Below are 17,752 nucleotides of genomic sequence, written 5' to 3'. Positions count from 1 at the left end.
CCTGTGGGTCGCTATATATTCCGCGTAGGAATTTTACTTTCCCCAAAAGAAATGCAAACAACTTGCCAACCTGACCCAAACAGGTCGCAACACCAGCAAAAACGTGGGTTACTTCTATTCACAGGGGAAAAATGTTTTCATGTGCGGAATATTTACGTATTCCGGGGAATGTTCTCGCACATTACTGGTGCGAATTTTTTATTCCTGAGCCCATAAGGTGCAACCCAACATGCGCAAGACTGACGAAGTGCATCCACGCCTCAAGCTCGAGCAGTATCTGGGCATGCAGATCCGTCGCCAGCGGCAGGCCCAGGAACTGAAGATTGCCGATGTGGCGCGCATCGCCAGCATCAGCCAGGGCATGCTCAGCAAAATCGAAAATGCCCAGGTGTCGACCAGCCTGGACACCCTGAGCCGCCTGTGCGATGTGCTCGGCATGCCGATGTCCAAGCTGTTCAGCCAGTACGACCAGCAAGGCAGTGGCGCGCTGCTGGTCAAGGCCGATGAAGGGTTGGAAGTGGTGCGCCGCGGCACCGAAAAAGGCCACACCTACCACCTGCTCAACCACACCCGTGGCCCGAAGAAGACCTTCGAGGCCTATATGGTGACCATGGATGACGCCAGCGAGGAATTCCCCACCTTCTCGCACCCCGGCACCGAGTTCCTGCACCTGCTCGAAGGCGAACTGGTTTACCGCCATGGCGATCAGCTCTACAGCATGACCCCCGGCGACAGCCTGACCTTCGACGGAGAAGTGCCGCATGGCCCGGAAAAACTGGTGCAGGTGCCGATTCGTTTGCTGTCGATCATGAACTACGGCAAGGAATAAGCGCCTCTCGTAGGGTGGGTTAGGCGCACGCTGCCGATGGCGATGAACCCGCAAGATCCGTTGCGCCGTAACCCACCATAGGCGCAACGCGCCCCATCCAATATCGAGTCGATCTGCCTGGTGGGTACGACCCTAGCCGGCCGCGCGGCGCATTAGCAGACTGCGCACTTCGTCCTGCATGGCTAAGGCCAGTGCGCGGCGCCGCGCCTCGGTCATACGCGGTCGCGCCAGGGCGCAACTGAATGCGCCGAGCACCTGTCCGCCGGCATCGACAATCGCCACCGCCAGGCCGGTATAGCCCGGCAGGCGGCGGTCGCCCAGACCGCTGGCAAACCCCAGCCGGCGCACGCTGTCCAGGCTCGCCGCGATCAACTCGGCATCCAGTCCGTAGTCCAGGCGCAATGCCGCCTGGTTGTGCTGCAGAATCTCGTTGCGCGCGGCGCGCGGCAGGTGCGCCAGCAGCACCTGCGAGGCCTGCCCCACGCCCATCGGAATGCGCCCGCCAACCGCCGCGCTGTAGCTCTGCACCGGCTGGTTGCCAGCCAGCAAGTCCAGGCACAGGACGTGGTAACCGTCCGGCACCAGCAGGAAGAAACTGTCGCCAAAGCGCTGCGCCAGGCGCAGCAACGCCGACCGTGCCAGCTCGCGCAGTCCGCCGGCATTAGCCGCCTGAGCCCCCAGGGCGAACAGTTCGTACCCCAGCTCATAACGCCCGCGCTGCGCCGCCGGGCGCACGAAGCCCTGTTTGCGTAGGTACTGCAGCAGGCGGTAGGCCGTGGCTTGCGAGCAACTCGCCGCCGTGCGCAGGTCGTCCAGGCTGGCGCCCTGCTGGCCGGCTGCGGCGATCATGCGCAATAGCAAAAACGCCCGATCCAGGCTCTGGGTCCCGCTCATGGCTTTTCTCACATGCTGATAAAAGATGGCGGATGAGTGCGATGCAAATTGCACGCCTTGCAGGCCAGGGCATGCTCGCCGCTAGGTTCTATCGGTGCGCACGGCGCACCCTACTGGAGGCTGGGCATGTACCCACAGATTGAACAGGTGGCGAGCGACCTGCTGCCCGCACAGAGCGAAGTCGCCATCATCGGCGGCGGCATCATCGGTGTGTGTACCGCCTACTGGCTGGCCGCTCGCGGCATCCCGGTCACCCTGCTGGAAAAGGGCGAGATCGCCGCCGAGCAGTCCTCGCGCAACTGGGGCTGGTGCCGCAGCATGGGCCGTGACCTGGCGGAAATCCCCCTGGCACTGGCCAGCCTGCAGATCTGGCAACGCTGGCAGGAGGAAATGGGCGAAGGCCTGGGTTTTCAGCGCAGCGGCATTCTCTACGCCTGTGAAAACCCGCGCCAACTGCAACAGCAGGCCGACTGGCTGGAGGGCGCGCGTCACTACGGCGCCCAAGCCCGCCTGCTGGAGCGGCGCGAACTGGCCGGCATGCTGCCAGACGCGGCCCGCGCCGGCTGGGCGGGCGCCTTGCACGCCGCGCTGGATGGCCGTGCCGAACCGCAACGCGCCAGCGCCGTGATTGCCCACGCCGCTCAGCGCCTGGGCGCCAAACTGATCACCCGCTGCGCGGTGCGCGGCCTGGACATCGAGGCGGGCCGGGTGACTGGGGTTGTCACCGAGCACGGTCGGCTGCGCTGCAGCCAGGTGGTACTGGCCGGCGGCGCCTGGTCCTCGCTGTTCTGCCGCAACCTGGGCATTCGCCTGCCGCAACTGAAGGTCGTGGCCTCGGTGCTGCGCAGCGAACCGATGCCTGGCGGCCCGGAGCTTGCCGTCGGAGCCAGCCGCTTCGCCGTGCGCAAACGCCAGGACGGCGGGTACACCATCGCCCAGCGCAGTGGCAACCTGGCGCCGATCACCCCGGACAGCCTGCGTTATTTCGCCGACTTCCTGCCGGCCCTGGGCAAGCAGTACCGCGAGCTGCGCCTGCGCCTGGATCGCTCCTTTATCGATGAATGGCGCCAACCCAGCCACTGGGCGCTGGATCGCCCCAGCCCCTTCGAACAGTGCCGGGTGCTCGACCCGCAACCGAATATGGCAATTCTCGCCGAGGCGCGCGAGGAGCTGGGCCGGGTCTTGCCCTTCTTCCGCACGCTGCGCGTGGCGCAGAGCTGGGCCGGGGTCATGGACGTCACCCCGGACGCCATCCCGGTGATCGGCCCGGTCGCGCAACTGCCCGGCCTGTTCCTGTCCACCGGTTATTCCGGCCACGGCTTCGGCATCGCGCCGGGCGCCGGGCGCCTGGCCACCGACCTGCTGCTCGGCGACACGCCGCTGGTCGATCCCACTCCTTTTCGTTTCAGCCGCCTGTAGCAGGCCAATAGTCATTGGCCATGTCGCAATCACGTGTTGCCAGCAGTGCTGGCGATCTGGCGATACCTGCAGATCAACGGCATCGCCAGCAAGCTGGCTCCTACAAGGTTTATGTTCAGATTTAATTTCTACATATAAAACAACGAGTTATTTATAGCTTGAGAAGAAGGGCGAGGACGCCTGGTTGGTGGCCGCGATGTGTTCTATTGGCCTCGATTCGCGGGCAAGCCCGCTCCTACAAAGGCTGAGCGTGTCGACAACAGCCAACTCAGACATCGCCAATAACCGTTGGCGGTTCGGCAACAGCCAAATATTCCCAGCAGGACAAAATAATTCTTAACAGGTATGGACGCGCAGCGTTCATTCGCTTATAAAAATCCCCACAAGAAATATATATTCCTTTTGGTTAATTTTATTCGCGGATGAATTTCTCTTTTGCCAGCGAGAAAAACCGCCCCAGATTCCTGACGAGGACGCCATGCACCACGCCCCGAACCAATACATCATCAAGATCAGTTGCCCGGCGACCTCGGGCATCGTTGCCGCGGTCAGTACCTTCCTGGCCGAACAGCAGTGCTACATCAGCGAGATGGCGCAATTCGACGACGAGTTCAGCGGGCGCTTCTTCATGCGCGCGGTGTTTCGCTTCAACTCGGGCGTGCACGGCGATATCACTGAAGTCGAACAGGGCCTTATACCGGTCGCCGAAAGTTTCGACATGGACTGGGAGCTGCACAGCACCGTCACGCCGATGCGCGTGCTGCTGATGGTGAGCAAATACGATCACTGCCTGTCCGACCTGCTCTACCGCTTCCAGAAAGGTGAAATGCACATGCAGATCACCGCCGTGGTGTCCAACCACCTGGACCTGCGCCCGATGGCCGAGCGCATGGGCATTCGCTTCATCTACCTGCCGGTGACCAAGGACACCAAGGCGCATCAGGAAGCCGAGCTGCTGCGCATCGTCGAGGAAACCGGCACCGAACTGGTGGTGTTGGCGCGCTACATGCAAATCCTCTCCGATGACCTGTGCAAGAAACTCTCGGGGCGCGCCATCAACATCCACCACTCTTTCCTGCCCGGCTTCAAGGGTGCCAAGCCTTATCACCAGGCCTACGAGCGCGGCGTCAAGCTGATCGGTGCGACGGCCCACTATGTGACCGGCGACCTCGACGAAGGCCCGATCATCGAGCAGGAAATCCAGCGCGTCGATCACAGCTACCTGCCGGATGACCTGGTCGCCATCGGTCGCGATACCGAAACCGTTGCCCTGTCCAAAGCGGTCAAGTACCACACCGAACACCGGGTGTTCCTCAACCACGACAAGACGGTGATCTTCCGATGAACAGCCCAGCCCATGGCTGCTTGATCGACGGCAAGGCGATCGCCGCCCAGGTCCTCGCCGAGGTGCGCGAGGACGTCGCCGAACTGCGCGCCCAGGGCCTGCAGCCGGCACTGGCGGTAGTGCTGGTCGGCGAAGACCCGGCCAGCCAGGTGTACGTGCGCAACAAAGTGCTGCGCGCTGAGGAGGCCGGGATCCGCTCTATCGAGCACCGCCTGCCGGCACAGACCGAGCAAGCGACCCTGCTCGCCCTGATCGAGCGGCTCAATGACGACGCCGAGGTGCACGGCATCCTGGTGCAGTTGCCGCTGCCGCCGCATATCGACGAAAACCCTGTGCTGCAGGCCATCGACCCGGCCAAGGACGTCGACGGCTTTCACAGCGACAACGTCGGCGGCCTCAGCCAGGGCCGCGCGGTGCTCATCCCCTGCACCCCGGCCGGCTGCCTGCGCCTGCTCAAGCAGACCTGCGGCGAGCTCGCCGGCAAGCACGCGGTGGTGATCGGTCGTTCCAACATCGTCGGCAAACCGATGGCCGCCCTGCTGCTGCAGGCCGACTGCACGGTGACCGTACTGCATTCGCGCAGCCACGATGCCGCGGCGCTGTGCCGTCAGGCCGACATCGTGGTGGCCGCCGTCGGCCGCCCGCGGATGATCGACGCCAGCTGGCTGAAACCCGGCGCGGTGGTGATCGACGTCGGCATCAACCGTATCGAGGAACACGGCCGCACACGCCTGGTCGGCGATGTCGACTTCGCCAGCGCGCTGCCGCTGGTTTCGGCCATCACCCCGGTGCCCGGCGGCGTCGGCCCGATGACCATCGCCATGCTGATGCATAACACCGTCAGCGCAGCGCGCCAGCAACGCACCAGCCATGCGGCCCAGGCGGCCGCCACGGAGACAGCATGCCCTACAACCTGCTGAAATACGGCCTGTCGTCCGACTACCCGGTGGAGGTCGATCTGCCCCCGCCGCGCGAGCTCAAGTCGAGTTATGACGTGGTCATCATCGGCGGTGGCGGCCATGGCCTGGCCACCGCTTACTACCTGGCCAAGTACCATGGCGTGACCAACGTCGCGGTGCTGGAGAAGTCCTACCTGGGCAGCGGCAACACCGCGCGCAACACTGCGGTGATCCGCTCCAACTACCTGACCTCGGAAGGGGTGCGCTTCTACGCCGAGTCGGTGAAGCTGTTCCAGAACCTGTCCAACGAATTCGATTTCAACATCATGTATTCCGAGCGCGGCCAGCTGACCCTGGCCCACACGGATGCCACGGTGCGCGCCTTCCGCCAGCGCGCCGAAGTCAACAAGCACTTCGGTGGGCGTACCGAGATGCTCGACCGCCAGCAGATCCGCGAGCTGGTGCCAAGCCTGAATCTCGACCCCGGCCACCTGCCGGTTATCGCCGGCCTCTGGCACATCGACGGCGCCACCGCGCGGCATGATGCCGTGGCCTGGGGTTACGCCAAGCAGGCTGCCAAGCTCGGCGTGGAAATCCATCAGCTCACCGACGTGCAGGACCTGGTGATCGAGCATGGCAAGATCGTCGCGGTGCAAACCAATCGCGGCACGATCAAATGCGGCTGCGCGGTGCAGGCCGTGTCCGGGCACAGCTCGCTGCTGATGGCCAAGGCCGGGATCCGTGCGCCGATCCACAGCTACCCGTTGCAGGCCATGGTCACCCAGCCATTCAAGCCGTTCCTCGACCCGCTGGTGAGCTCCAGCGCGCTGCATTGCTACGTGCAACAGACCAGCCGTGGCGAGATGGTTTTCGGTGGCGGCTCCGACCCCTACCCGCTGTACAACACCCGCTCGACCCTGGAACTCAAGGAAAGCCTGCTGGCCCACGCCATCGAGATGTTCCCCTTCCTGGCCAACGCGCGGCTGATGCGCCAGTGGGCCGGGATCACCGACATGACCCCGGACTACAGCCCGATCATGGGCCTGTCGCCAGTGGACAACTATTACCTCGACGCCGGCTGGGGCACCTGGGGCTTCAAGGCCACGCCGATCTGCGGCAAGACCATGGCCGAGCTGGTCGCCAGCGGCGGCAAGACCCCCGACCTGATCAAACCGTTCGCCCTGGACCGCTTCTCGACCTTCCAGCAGGTCAACGAGATGGGCGCCACGGCGGCCAGTCACTGAGGAACGCGCAATGAAGATCATGCCCTGCCCCCTGAACGGCCCCCGCAACATCAGCGAGTTCAGCTACGGCGGCGAGCTCAAGCAGATGCCCGCCCCGACCCTGTGCAGCGATGCCGAATGGGCCGCCTACGTATTCAACAGCGACAACCGCGCCGGCGTGGTCACCGAATGGTGGATGCATAACGCCTCCAGCTACTGGTTCCTCGCCGAACGCCACACGGTCACCGACGAAGTCATCCGCACCTTCGACCCCAAAGAACGCTTCAACCAGCGCGTCGATTTCGTCGCGCCGGCCACACTCGCAGAGGCCACCGTATGACTTCGCTCAGCCGCCTGCCAGCACCCATGGGTTTGCTGATCGAGCGCGACCAGCCGCTCACCTTCGAATTCGATGGCCAGTCCTACCAAGGCTTCCAGGGCGACAGCATCGCCAGTGCGCTGGTTGCCAACGGCCGCTGGTTGCTCTCGCGCTCGTTCAAGTACCACCGCCCGCGCGGCCCGCTGACCATGGCCGGGCAGGACGCCAACACCCTGGTGCAGTTGCCCAGCGAACCCAACGTGCTGGCCGACATGCACCCGCTCAGCCACGGCCTCACGGTCAGCGGGCAGAACTTTTCCGGCTCGCTGGACAATGACCGCGATGCAGTCCTCGGCCACTTCGCCAAGTTCATGCCGGTGGGTTTCTACTACCGCTCGTTCTACAAGCCCAAGGGCATGTGGAAAATCTGGGAGCCGCTGATTCGCAAGAAGGCTGGGCTCGGCGTGCTCGACCTGCACTTCCAGCCGCAGTACCACGACAAGGCGTTTCTGTTCACCGACCTCGCTGTCATCGGCGCCGGCCCGGCCGGCCTGCAAGCCGCACTGAGCGCGGCCAATGCCGGGGCCAAGGTGCTGCTGATCGAACAGCAGGCAGTGCTCGGCGGCTCGCTGACCTGGGCGCGCTTCGACATCGAAGGCGACCAGACGCAACAGCTGGGCCGCGAACTGCTCACGGCCGTCGAGGGCCACGCCAACATCCGCATCCTCAGCCAGGCCACCTGCAACGCCTGGTTCACCGACAACTTCCTGCCGGTGATCCAAGGCAATCGCCTGTACAAGGTGCGCGCCAAACAATGCATCGTCGCTGCCGGCGCCTTCGACCAGCCGGTGGTGTTCCGCAACAACGATTTGCCCGGGATCATGCTGACCAGCGCCGCTCAGCGCCTGATGAAACTCTACGCTGTCAAACCGGGTAAACGCGCAGTGGTGCTGACCGGTAACGATGACGGTTACCTGGCCGCCCTCGACCTGCATGAGCAAGGCGTGAGCGTCGCCGCCCTGGTCGATATGCGTGCGCAACCAAGCAACGGCGCACTGATCACCGCCCTGCAGAGCCGCGGCATCGCCTGCCACAGCGGCAGCACCGTGTATGAAGCGCTGCACGGCAAAGGCATGCGCCACATCAGCGGCGTGGATGTGCGCCGGATCAGCGGCCAGGGCCAGGTGGATGCCGCCAGCCTGCGGATCGACTGCGACCTGCTGTGCATGTCCTCCGGCTACATGCCGGTCTACCAGTTGCTGTGCCAGGCTGGTGGCAAGCTCAGCTATGACGACCAGGAAGCCGCCTTCACCCTGACCGGCCTGCCGGACAACCTCGGTGTGGCCGGTTCGGTGAATGGTCAGCACCTGCTCGCCAACGTCCTCAGCGACGCGCGTCAGGCGGCGGCCAGCGCCGTTACTCGTCTCGGCCTGGCGGCGGCTGAGGGCAGCAGCGAGCGACTCGCCGAGCCCCGGGTCAATTTCGACTGGCCGATTTTCGCCCACCCCAAAGGCAAGGAATTCGTCGACTTCGACGAAGACCTGCAGGTGCGCGACATCATCAACGCGACCCGACACGGCTACCGTGACGTGCAACTGGTCAAGCGCTTCTCCACGGTTGGCATGGGTCCGTCCCAAGGTCGCCACTCGGCGCTGCCGACCGCGCGCCTGGTAGCCCAGGCCACCGGCCGCAGTGTCAGCGAAACCGGGGTGACCACCGCCCGCCCGCCCTTCGTCGCGGAAAAACTCGCTCACGTCGCCGGCCGCGGTTTCGATCCGCTGCGGCAGACGCCCATGCACCAACGCCACCTCGAAGCCGGGGCCAAGATGATGCCCGCGGGCATCTGGCAGCGCCCGGCGTTCTACGGCAAGGCCGCAGAGCGTGACGCCTGCATGCAGGCCGAGGCGCGCCATGTGCGCGAGAAAGTCGGCCTGATCGACGTATCGACGCTTGGCGGTCTCGACGTGCGCGGCCCGGATGCGGCGGAACTGCTCAATCGCCTCTACACCTTCGCCTTCCTCAAGCAACCGGTAGGTCGCTCGCGCTACGCGCTGATGACCGGCGAAGACGGCGTGGTGATCGACGACGGGGTGTGCGCCCGCTTCGCCGACAACCATTTCTACGTCTCGGCCACCACCAGCGGCGTCGACCGCATCTACCAGCAGATGCTTAAGTGGAACGCGCAGTGGCGCCTCGACGTCGACATCACCAACGTCACCGCCGCCCTGGCCGCGGTCAACCTGGCCGGGCCGGACTCGCGTCAGGTGCTGGCCAAGCTGTGCAGCGATGTCGACCTGTCGGCCGAGGGTTTCCCTTACCTCGGCGTGCGCTTGGGTACGGTGGCCGGGATTCCGGCGCGCCTGCTGCGGGTCGGTTTCGTCGGCGAACTGGGCTACGAGATCCACGTTCCAGCACGCTACGGCGAGGCACTCTGGGATGCGCTGATGGACGCCGGCAAGCAGTTCGACATCCGTCCGTTCGGGGTGGAAACCCAGCGCCTGCTGCGCCTGGAAAAAGGCCACGTGATTATCAGCCAGGACACCGACGGCATGACCCACCCGGCGGAGATCGACATGGGCTGGGCGATTGCGCGCAGCAAGCCGTTTTTCGTCGGCAAGCGCTCGGTGGCCATCCTCGAAGCCCAGCCGCTCAAGCGCAAGCTGGTCGGCTTCAGCCTGCCGGCCAGCGCCAGCAAGCCGCTGGAAGGTCATCTAGTGCTCAAGGGCGCCGATATCAGCGGCAACGTGACCTCCTGCGAATACTCGCAGACCCTCGACCAGATCATCGGCCTGGCCTACTGCGCCGCCGATCAGGCCACGCCGGGCGGGCAGATCCCGATTCGCGTCGAAGGCGGCGAGATGGTCCACGCCACGGTGGTGCAGTTGCCGTTCTACGACCCAGAAACCACACGTCAGGAGCTTTGATCATGGCCACTCTGCAAGCCCGGGATTTTCGCGAACGCAGCCCGCTATCCCACCGCCACGCGGGGGCAACTCTCGGCGGGCTGGGTAACAGTGTGATAGTCGCCCGCTATGACGCGGATGACCAACGCGCGCAACTGCAGCGCTGCGCCCTGCTCGACCTGAGCAACCTGGCGCGCGTCGGCTTTCGCGGCGCCCAGAGCGCCGACTACCTGCGCCAGCGCGGCTACCAGTTGCCGGAGGCGCCCAACCAGGCGCTGACCCAGACCGATGGCAGCCGGGTCGCGCGGCTGTCGCAAAACGAATACCTGCTGCTCGGCAGCCTGCACGACGCTGGCGGCCGCATCGCCGAGGAAGAGCGGGCCTGGCAGTTCAGCGCGACGGCCAACTACCTGCTGCCGCGCCAGGACAGCCATGCCTGGCTGCTGCTGACCGGCGCCCACTGCGCCGAGGTGATGGCCAAACTCTGCGGCGTCGACCTGAGCGCGCAGGCCTTCGCACCTGGGGCGGTGGCGCAGACCTCGGCGGCGCGAATCAACGTCATCGTCATCAACCTGGCCGAAGGCGAGTTGCCGTGTTTACAGATTCTCTGCGACCGCGCCTCGGCCAACTACTTCTGGGACGCCCTGCTCGACGCCATGGCCGAGTTCGGCGGCAAACCGGCGGGGGTCGATGGGCTGCTGTGAACACCCCTGCACCTCCTCGAGTGGCGGACATGCCGCGCATTGTCCGCCCAACCCGTGACCAAGGAGCCCAAGCATGAGCAGCGCTGAACACGACTACATGGTCCCCGCCCTGCAGCGCGGCCTGAGCATCCTGCAGATGTTCGGCGCGCGGCAACGCACCCTGGGCATGAACGAGATCGCCGAGCAGCTCGACGTCAGCGTGTCGGCCATCTACCGCATCGTCCACACCCTGTGCGAGATGGGCTACCTGCGCAAACTCGGCAAGAACAGCTACGAACTGGGCCCGCAGGTGGTCAGCGACGGCTTCAGCTACCTGACCAGCCGCGACCTGGTCGACGTCGGCCTGCCCTACCTGAATGCCCTGCGCGACCGCACGTCGCTGTCCTGTCACCTGTCGATCCGCGAACAGACCGACAGCCTCTACTTGTACCGCGCCTTCGCCGCCCAGCGGCTGTCGGTGAACATCCCCATCGGCACGCGCATACCCTGCCACTGCACGGCCATGGGCCGGATGCTGCTCACCGGCCTGAACGAGGCGGAGCTGGACAGCCTCTACCAGCACGTGCGCCTCGACGACTATCCACCGCCCGCGCCCAAGACCCTGCCCGAGCTGCGCCAGCTGATCACTGGCGACCGTGAACGTGGCTGGGTACTGCACCGCTCGGACTACTCGACCGCCATCGCCTGCGCCATCCACAACCACCTCGGCGCGGTGGTAGCCGCCATCAACCTGTCCGGCCCGGAGGCGGTAATGGACAACAGCGCCGCCCGCGACAGCTACCGCGAGGCGCTGCAACAATGCGCCCTGGGCATCTCGCGCGAACTCGGCGCCGGCGTCCGCTAATCACGCTATGCCGACAAACAGCACGCAAGGGGCACCTTTGCACGGTCGACCAATGCCTGCATGGCTGGCATTGGTTGAATAGCACTGCCAAGCCTGCGCCATAGCAGCACCGGCTGGTGGGGATTACCCCATCGCCAGACGTGAACCGCACGTTGCATCGCCTCAACCGACCCAGGTCGCAGAATCACCTGCGCCCCAAGTTGAGGCGAAACTGTCTTACTGGTCAGAAAAATGTGCCATAAAGTGTCCGGCAGCCTTCCCTGCTCCTCGCAATTACCGCTTGAACACGCGCAGTTCACTGCATATCACCGCTTTAACACTGGCCGACCAAGGAGTTGGCTTCCTTTTTGCTCCTGACCCAGCAGCCTGACCATTCAGACAGGTTTAAAACGATAATTAGGCACACCAGGAGCACTACCCGATGAAACCTACCCTCTCTTCCCTGATTCTCGCCGGCGGGCTTCTGGCGGGCGGCCAGGCCGTTGCCGGAGACTTGATGCACTGGCAAAACAACAGCCTGAGCTACCTGTATGGGCAGAACTACAAGGTCGACCCGGAAATCCAGCAGACCGTGACCTTCGAGCATGTCAGCGGCTGGAACATCGGTGACGTGTTCTTTTTCGTCGACACCATCAAGTACAACACCGACGCCACCAATGGCGCGGGCGACGGCCACACCTTCTACGGCGAGTTCTCGCCGCGCCTGTCATTCGGCAAGCTGTTCGACAGCAAACTGGAATTTGGTCCGATCAAGGACGTGTTGCTGGCCATGACCTACGAGTTCGGCGAAGACGATGTCGAGTCTTACCTGATCGGTCCAGGCTTCGACCTGGCGATTCCCGGCTTCGATTACTTCTCGCTGAATTTCTACCACCGCGAAACCGACGGCGGCCGCGACGGTAGCGGCGTGTGGCAAATTACCCCGGCGTGGAGCTACACCGTTCCGGTGGGCAAATCCGACATCGTGATCGACGGATTCATGGACTGGGTGGTCGACAACGATGACAGCTACCACGCCAACCTGCACTTCAACCCACAGATCAAATACGACCTGGGCAAGGCGATGAGCTGGGGCGAGAAGCAGCTGTATGTGGGTATCGAATACGACTACTGGAAGGACAAGTACGGCATCGAGGACGGTGGTTATGTCAGCGAAAACTTCGTTGGCTCGACCGCTCAGAACACTGCCAGCCTGCTGGTTAAAGTGCACTTCTGATCCCCGCTATCAGCCCGGCAACGGCGCGGGTTGACCGCACTGCGCGCTTGCGCGAACCTCCCCAGCAACCGCGGTCGCCGCCAGGCGGCCGCGCATAAAGTCCTGCTCCATAGCACTTTTCGCCAATCCTCCTGGCCTGCTCACTGTGCTTAGATAGCTCGACCTGATTGCTTCACGCCAGACCGGCGCAAAAGGATGGTCGATGCCTGCTCGCACCCTGCTCCTGACCGCCTTGGCCATGCTCGCCTTTGCCGGTAACTCGCTGCTCTGCCGCCTGGCCCTGAAAGACACCGAGATCGATGCCGCCAGCTTCACCAGCCTGCGCCTCGCCTCCGGTGCCCTGACCCTGTGGTTGTTGCTGCGTCTGCGCCGCGGTGATGGCGCGCTGGCCGGCAGCTGGTCCGGGTCCGCCGCGCTGTTTGTCTATGCCGCGGCTTTTTCCTTCGCCTATATCAGCCTGGACGCCGGGGTCGGTGCGCTGTTGTTGTTCGGCGCGGTGCAGGTGAGCATGCTGCTGTGGGGCTTCTACCGAGGCGAGCGCTTCAGCCCATTGACGAGCGCAGGATTAATGCTGGCCCTGGGCGGTTTACTCGCGCTGTTGCTGCCTGGCGCCAGTGCCCCGGCACTCGGCGGCGCGCTGCTGATGCTGCTGGCCGGCACAGCTTGGGGCGTTTACTCGCTGCTCGGTCGTGGCGCCGGCGACCCGCTGGCGGTCACCGCCGGCAACTTCGCGCGGGCCACACCGCTGGCGCTACTGGCCAGTGCACTGCTGCTCAGCCACGCCAACTGGGATGGCCTCGGGCTGCTCTATGCCGTGCTCTCCGGCGCGCTGACCTCTGGCATCGGCTACGCCATTTGGTACACCGCCCTGCGCGGATTGAAAGCATTCCAGGCTGCCACCGTACAACTCAGCGTGCCGATCATCGCCGCCCTGGCCGGCAGCCTGCTGCTCGATGAAGCCTTGAGCCTGCGACTGATCCTGAGTTCGCTGGCCGTGCTCGGCGGCATCGCCGTGGTGCTGAGCGCCAAACAGCGCGGCTAGCCTGGCGAACACGACAATCTGCCCGCGCGTTGAGCAATAACCGCGACGACGTTGTCTTCTATAGCGCCCCGCCCCTAATCGGAAATCCCGCCATGCCGAGTCACCGTCCACTGTTTAGCCACCTGCTGCGCATCCTCGCCTGCGGCCTGCTGCTCGGCCTTAGCGCCTGCAGTACCCTGGGTCAGCGCGACCCGCTGCATATCGACCTGGTCGGCCTGGAGCCGCTGCCGGGCGAAGGACTGGAGATGCGCTTTGCGGTGAAACTGCGCATCCAGAACCCCAATGAAGGCGCCATCGACTACCACGGCGTAGCGCTGCAACTCGACATCAACCAGCAGCCGCTGGCCAGTGGGGTGAGCAACCAGAGCGGCCAGGTGCCGCGCTTCGGCGAAGCCGTGATCAGCGTGCCCGTGAGCATTTCCGCCTACTCGGTCATGCGTCAGGCCTGGGGCGTCAGCGGCTATAAACCGGGCCAGGAACTGCCCTATGCGCTGCGCGGCAAACTGGCCGGCGGCTTGTTCGGCACCCGGCGCTTTAGCGACTCGGGCAACTTGAACTGGCCCCAGCCTGTGGGTGCCCCAGTGAGGCCCTGAAACCTGCCCGCATAACGCAGAGGGCGTGAAAAAGCGCTCACATATCGGTAGTCCGTTCGCAGCGAAGCGGCAGCCCGCCAGCTTTTATGGCGCGCCGTCAGGCCAAAAGGACACCAGCCCTGGGGTTTATTCCAGGCGCACCCGATACACCTCGGCCAATGCGATCAGCTTGTCCCGCGCCAGGGCCAGGGCGCTCTGGGTCAGAGGCCGCATGCCGTCGACAATCGCCTGCGCCTCGATGGCCTGGGCCGCCACCGCCGGCTGGATCAGGGCGCGCAGGGCCGGCGTGACCTCGAGCAGCTCATAGGCGGCCACGCGCCCGGCAAAGCCCTTGCCGTGGCAATGGCTGCAACCACGACCGACATAAAAACGCTCCCGCGCATCCAGGCCCAGCGCCGTGCGCACATAGTCCGGCACGTGCTCCTCCTCAAGGCAATGCGGGCAGTTGCGCCGCACCAGGCGTTGGGCCAGCACCCCGAGCAGGCTGGCATTAAGCAGATACGGCGCGACGCCGATTTCCAGCAAGCGGGTCACCGTGGTCGCGGCGCTGTTGGTATGCAAGGTAGACAGGACCAAGTGGCCGGTCAGGGCACTTTCGGTGGCCATGATCGCAGTTTCCTGGTCACGGATCTCGCCGACCATGATCACGTCCGGGTCATGCCGCAGGATATGCCGCAGGGCGCGGGCGAAGGTGTAGCCGATCTGCGGCTTGACCTGGATCTGGCGAATCCCGTCGATCTGGTACTCCACCGGGTCCTCGACCGTAATGACATTCACCCCGGTATCCTTGATGCCATTGAGGGCGGCGTAGAGCGTGGTGCTTTTGCCTGAGCCGGTCGGGCCAGTCACCAGCAGAATGCCCTGACTGTGACTGGTCAGGTTACGAAAGCGCCGGGCGTCATCGCTGTTGAAGCCGATCTGATCGAGCGTCTTGAGGCTCTGCTGGGTATCCAGGATGCGGATCACCACGCTTTCGCCATGCACCGTCGGCATGATCGACAGACGCAGGTCGATCGTCCGCTCACTGACCCGCACCAGATGCCGACCATCCTGGGGCAGGCGCCGCTCGGCGATGTTCATGCCGCCGATGATCTTGATCCGACTGACAATCGCCGGCAGGTTGCCGAGCCTGATGCGGCGGACCTCCGTCAGCACGCCATCAATGCGGAACAGGATGGTTACCTCCCGCTCACCGGGCCGCAGATGGATGTCCGAAGCGCGCCGGCCAATCGCATCATCAAGCAGGCTATCGACAAAGCGCACTGTCGGCTTGTCCTCGGCCAACTGCTTGATTCGGTGCAGGCTCAACTCGGGTTCTTGGCTCTGGTGTTCGGGCAACTCCAGCGCAGTGGCCGCGCCGTAATGCAGATTGATCGCCACCTGCACCTCATCGGCTCGCGCATGGATGGCTTCAACCTGCTTACCGGTGACAAAACCGAGCAAGTGAAGCAGATCACAGTCCGATGGTGTGGGCGTGGCCACCGCCAACAACTCGCCCTCCAGCATCAATGCCAATACCTGATGCTCCCGAGCCAGGTGTTCGGGCAGCAGGAGCAACGCCTGCTGTTCAACCTGAAAGCCGTCCAGATTGACCCGTGCGATATCCAGTTGTTGCACCAGCGCCTCGGCTAACTGCTGCGGGCTGATCAGCTTGCGCCGCAGCAGGATATCGCCGATCCGACCGGAACCCGGCTCTTCCCTCTGCAGGTGCAGGGCCTGCTGCAAGCTCTGTGGGTCAAGGTGACCGCCCGCCACCAAGAGTTCACCCACCCACTGATGTGGCTGGCTGTTCTTGGCACGCAGACGCAGGTGCTCGATCAATTGCTGACGATTGGTTACAAGTAACGGCATGGAAAAAAGACCTCGACTGGGAGCATCTTTTCAGTCTAAGCGCCATTAATTAGCCAGTATTGTGCTGAGTCAATAAAGCCACCGACGCCGCTCCAGCCCTGTGCCTGCGGGGTTTGCGGCGGGTGATACTTGGCTAATCGGCGATTTTTTGTAAGCGCCGCGGAGGTGGTGGTGTCGAGCGCGTCACCACACACGCAGGGCCATGATCGCTGCCCACCAAGGCGAAAACCGCGAGCATTGCGCACTCGCGCCGCCACTCTTGACGCGGGCCCACGGAGGACCTTGCCTCCTCGTCGGTTCAAAACCCTATATAATTTGCGGCTTTCCATAATCCTGCCCCCAAGGACCCGCCGTGAGCACTCTGCCAGCCTGCCCAAAATGCAATTCCGAATTCACCTATGAAGACGGCCAACTGCTGATCTGCCCGGAGTGCGCCTACGAGTGGTCCGCCGATGCTGCAGCCGATGCCGCCACTGACGGCGACAAGGTGATCAAGGATTCGGTCGGCAACACACTGCAAGATGGCGACACCATCACCGTGATCAAAGACCTCAAGGTCAAAGGCTCCTCGCTGGTGGTCAAGGTCGGCACCAAGGTCAAGGGCATCCGCCTATGCGACGGCGACCATGACATTGATTGCAAGATCGACGGCATCGGCGCCATGAAGCTCAAGTCAGAGTTCGTGCGCAAGGTCTGACCGAGCGAGCGCTCCCACCGCCACGTGGGAGCGCTCGCCCAGGCGCGCCACCCAGCCGAGTTCAGCTCCCGTAGGGTGCGCCGTGCGCACCAATCACCCCGCGCAATCCCTGCGCCCCGGTCACCCTCGCCCTAAAAACCCCCAAAACCCCCGCCCTAGAGCGCTTTTAAAGCCCACAACCCTCTCGTCCCGCACTATCATGCGCAGCTTTTTGCACAGAGCCTTATATGCCGCGCCTGATTGCCCTGCTTTGCCTGCTGTTCGCTGTTTCCGTCCACGCCGAGGCACCGAAAAACTTCACCGCTGCCAAGAAAATCGCCTGGCAGCTCTACGCCGAACGCCCAAGCACCTTCTATTGCGGCTGCGCCTATAACGGCAAGCAGGTCGATCTGGCCAGCTGCGGCTATACGGTGCGCAAGCAACAGCGCCGCGCGCAACGCCTGGAGTGGGAGCATGTGGTGCCCGCATGGGTGATTGGTCATCAGCGCCAATGCTGGCAGCACGGTGGGCGCAAGAACTGCGCACGTAGCGACTCGGTATTCAAGGCCGCTGAAGCCGACCTGCACAACCTGGTGCCGAGCATCGGCGAGGTCAATGGTGACCGCTCAAACTACGCACTCGGCATGCTCAGTGAAAAACCGCAGCAATACGGCGCCTGCCCCATGGTGGTCAACTTCAAACAGAAAACCGCCATGCCGCCCGAACAGGTCCGCGGCGCTTCGGCGCGCATCTACCTGTACATGGCCGACCACTACACGCTGCGCCTGTCCAAGCTCGACCGACGCACCTACGAAGCCTGGAACCGCCAGTACCCGATTAGCGAGTGGGAACGCTGGCGCAACCAGAAGGTCGGCTGCGTGATGGGCCATGGCAACCCCTACATCGGCGCTGTCGACCAGGATCGCTGCCCGGCCCTGCGCCGGGCAGGCGACACACACCGCACCAGCGGCTGAGCCTGCCGGGCCGGCTGCGCG

At 64.0% G+C, this 17,752-nt stretch carries 16 protein-coding genes; 14 read left to right on the top strand and 2 right to left on the bottom strand.

What is annotated here, in order from left to right; all coding sequences use genetic code 11:
• Positions 1 to 229: 229 nt before the first annotated feature.
• A complete protein-coding gene (locus tag Q8K09_RS19810; RefSeq protein WP_305256712.1) occupies positions 230 to 829 on the top strand; it encodes a cupin domain-containing protein in 600 nt (199 codons plus the stop codon).
• A gap of 132 nt (positions 830 to 961) precedes the next feature.
• Here the strand turns inward: Q8K09_RS19810 and Q8K09_RS19805 are convergent, their stop codons facing one another.
• Positions 962 to 1,723 (bottom strand): IclR family transcriptional regulator, encoded by a 762-nt coding sequence (locus Q8K09_RS19805; protein WP_305256711.1) that lies wholly within the window; start codon positions 1,721 to 1,723, stop codon positions 962 to 964.
• Positions 1,724 to 1,849: 126 nt separating this feature from the next.
• Between Q8K09_RS19805 and Q8K09_RS19800 the strand changes: the two genes are divergently transcribed.
• The 11 genes from Q8K09_RS19800 (at position 1,850) to Q8K09_RS19750 (ending at position 14,230) form a co-directional block, all read left to right on the top strand.
• The gene (locus Q8K09_RS19800) at positions 1,850 to 3,142 is read left to right on the top strand and encodes an FAD-binding oxidoreductase (protein WP_305256709.1); all 1,293 of its coding nucleotides are present in this window, start codon (positions 1,850 to 1,852) and stop codon (positions 3,140 to 3,142) included.
• Positions 3,143 to 3,620: 478 nt separating this feature from the next.
• On the top strand, positions 3,621 to 4,487 hold the full coding sequence (gene purU, locus Q8K09_RS19795; protein ID WP_305256708.1) for a formyltetrahydrofolate deformylase: 867 nt from the start codon (positions 3,621 to 3,623) through the stop codon (positions 4,485 to 4,487).
• Positions 4,484 to 5,407 carry a bifunctional methylenetetrahydrofolate dehydrogenase/methenyltetrahydrofolate cyclohydrolase FolD gene (gene folD, locus Q8K09_RS19790; RefSeq protein WP_305256707.1) on the top strand — a complete coding sequence of 308 codons (924 nt, stop codon included), beginning with the start codon at positions 4,484 to 4,486 and terminating at the stop codon, positions 5,405 to 5,407. The genes purU and folD overlap by 4 nt, the downstream gene beginning before the upstream one ends.
• Complete coding sequence (locus Q8K09_RS19785; protein WP_305256706.1) at positions 5,389 to 6,630, top strand: FAD-dependent oxidoreductase; 1,242 nt, start codon at positions 5,389 to 5,391, stop codon at positions 6,628 to 6,630. The genes folD and Q8K09_RS19785 overlap by 19 nt, the downstream gene beginning before the upstream one ends.
• Positions 6,631 to 6,640: 10 nt before the next feature.
• A complete protein-coding gene (locus Q8K09_RS19780) occupies positions 6,641 to 6,949 on the top strand; it encodes a sarcosine oxidase subunit delta (protein ID WP_305256705.1) in 309 nt (102 codons plus the stop codon).
• Positions 6,946 to 9,852, top strand: a complete 2,907-nt coding sequence (locus tag Q8K09_RS19775; protein ID WP_305256704.1) for a 2Fe-2S iron-sulfur cluster-binding protein — start codon at positions 6,946 to 6,948, stop codon at positions 9,850 to 9,852. Before Q8K09_RS19780 ends, Q8K09_RS19775 begins: the two co-directional genes overlap by 4 nt.
• Positions 9,853 to 9,854: 2 nt before the next feature.
• Entirely contained in the window at positions 9,855 to 10,535 is a 681-nt protein-coding gene (locus tag Q8K09_RS19770) for a sarcosine oxidase subunit gamma (RefSeq protein ID WP_305256703.1), read from the top strand.
• A 73-nt stretch (positions 10,536 to 10,608) separates the two neighbouring features.
• Entirely contained in the window at positions 10,609 to 11,379 is a 771-nt protein-coding gene (locus Q8K09_RS19765) for an IclR family transcriptional regulator (RefSeq protein ID WP_305256702.1), read from the top strand.
• A gap of 421 nt (positions 11,380 to 11,800) precedes the next feature.
• Positions 11,801 to 12,595 carry an outer membrane protein OmpK gene (locus Q8K09_RS19760; RefSeq protein WP_305256701.1) on the top strand — a complete coding sequence of 265 codons (795 nt, stop codon included), beginning with the start codon at positions 11,801 to 11,803 and terminating at the stop codon, positions 12,593 to 12,595.
• Between the two features lie 202 nt (positions 12,596 to 12,797).
• Complete coding sequence (locus Q8K09_RS19755) at positions 12,798 to 13,637, top strand: EamA family transporter (protein ID WP_305256699.1); 840 nt, start codon at positions 12,798 to 12,800, stop codon at positions 13,635 to 13,637.
• Between the two features lie 92 nt (positions 13,638 to 13,729).
• Positions 13,730 to 14,230, top strand: a complete 501-nt coding sequence (locus tag Q8K09_RS19750; RefSeq protein WP_305256697.1) for an LEA type 2 family protein — start codon at positions 13,730 to 13,732, stop codon at positions 14,228 to 14,230.
• Positions 14,231 to 14,356: 126 nt separating this feature from the next.
• Here Q8K09_RS19750 and Q8K09_RS19745 read toward each other — a convergent pair whose 3' ends face one another.
• Entirely contained in the window at positions 14,357 to 16,081 is a 1,725-nt protein-coding gene (locus tag Q8K09_RS19745) for a GspE/PulE family protein (RefSeq protein ID WP_305256696.1), read from the bottom strand.
• A gap of 352 nt (positions 16,082 to 16,433) precedes the next feature.
• Here Q8K09_RS19745 and Q8K09_RS19740 point away from each other — a divergent pair, with 352 nt between their 5' ends.
• Positions 16,434 to 16,778 carry a zinc ribbon domain-containing protein YjdM gene (locus tag Q8K09_RS19740; RefSeq protein WP_305256695.1) on the top strand — a complete coding sequence of 115 codons (345 nt, stop codon included), beginning with the start codon at positions 16,434 to 16,436 and terminating at the stop codon, positions 16,776 to 16,778.
• Between the two features lie 227 nt (positions 16,779 to 17,005).
• On the top strand, positions 17,006 to 17,731 hold the full coding sequence (locus Q8K09_RS19735; protein WP_305256694.1) for an endonuclease I family protein: 726 nt from the start codon (positions 17,006 to 17,008) through the stop codon (positions 17,729 to 17,731).
• Positions 17,732 to 17,752 lie beyond the last annotated feature (21 nt).

The sequence above is a fragment of the Pseudomonas sp. genome (genome assembly GCF_030683065.1).
Taxonomy (GTDB): domain Bacteria; phylum Pseudomonadota; class Gammaproteobacteria; order Pseudomonadales; family Pseudomonadaceae; genus Aquipseudomonas.
This window is presented reverse-complemented; position numbering and strand designations above follow the sequence as displayed.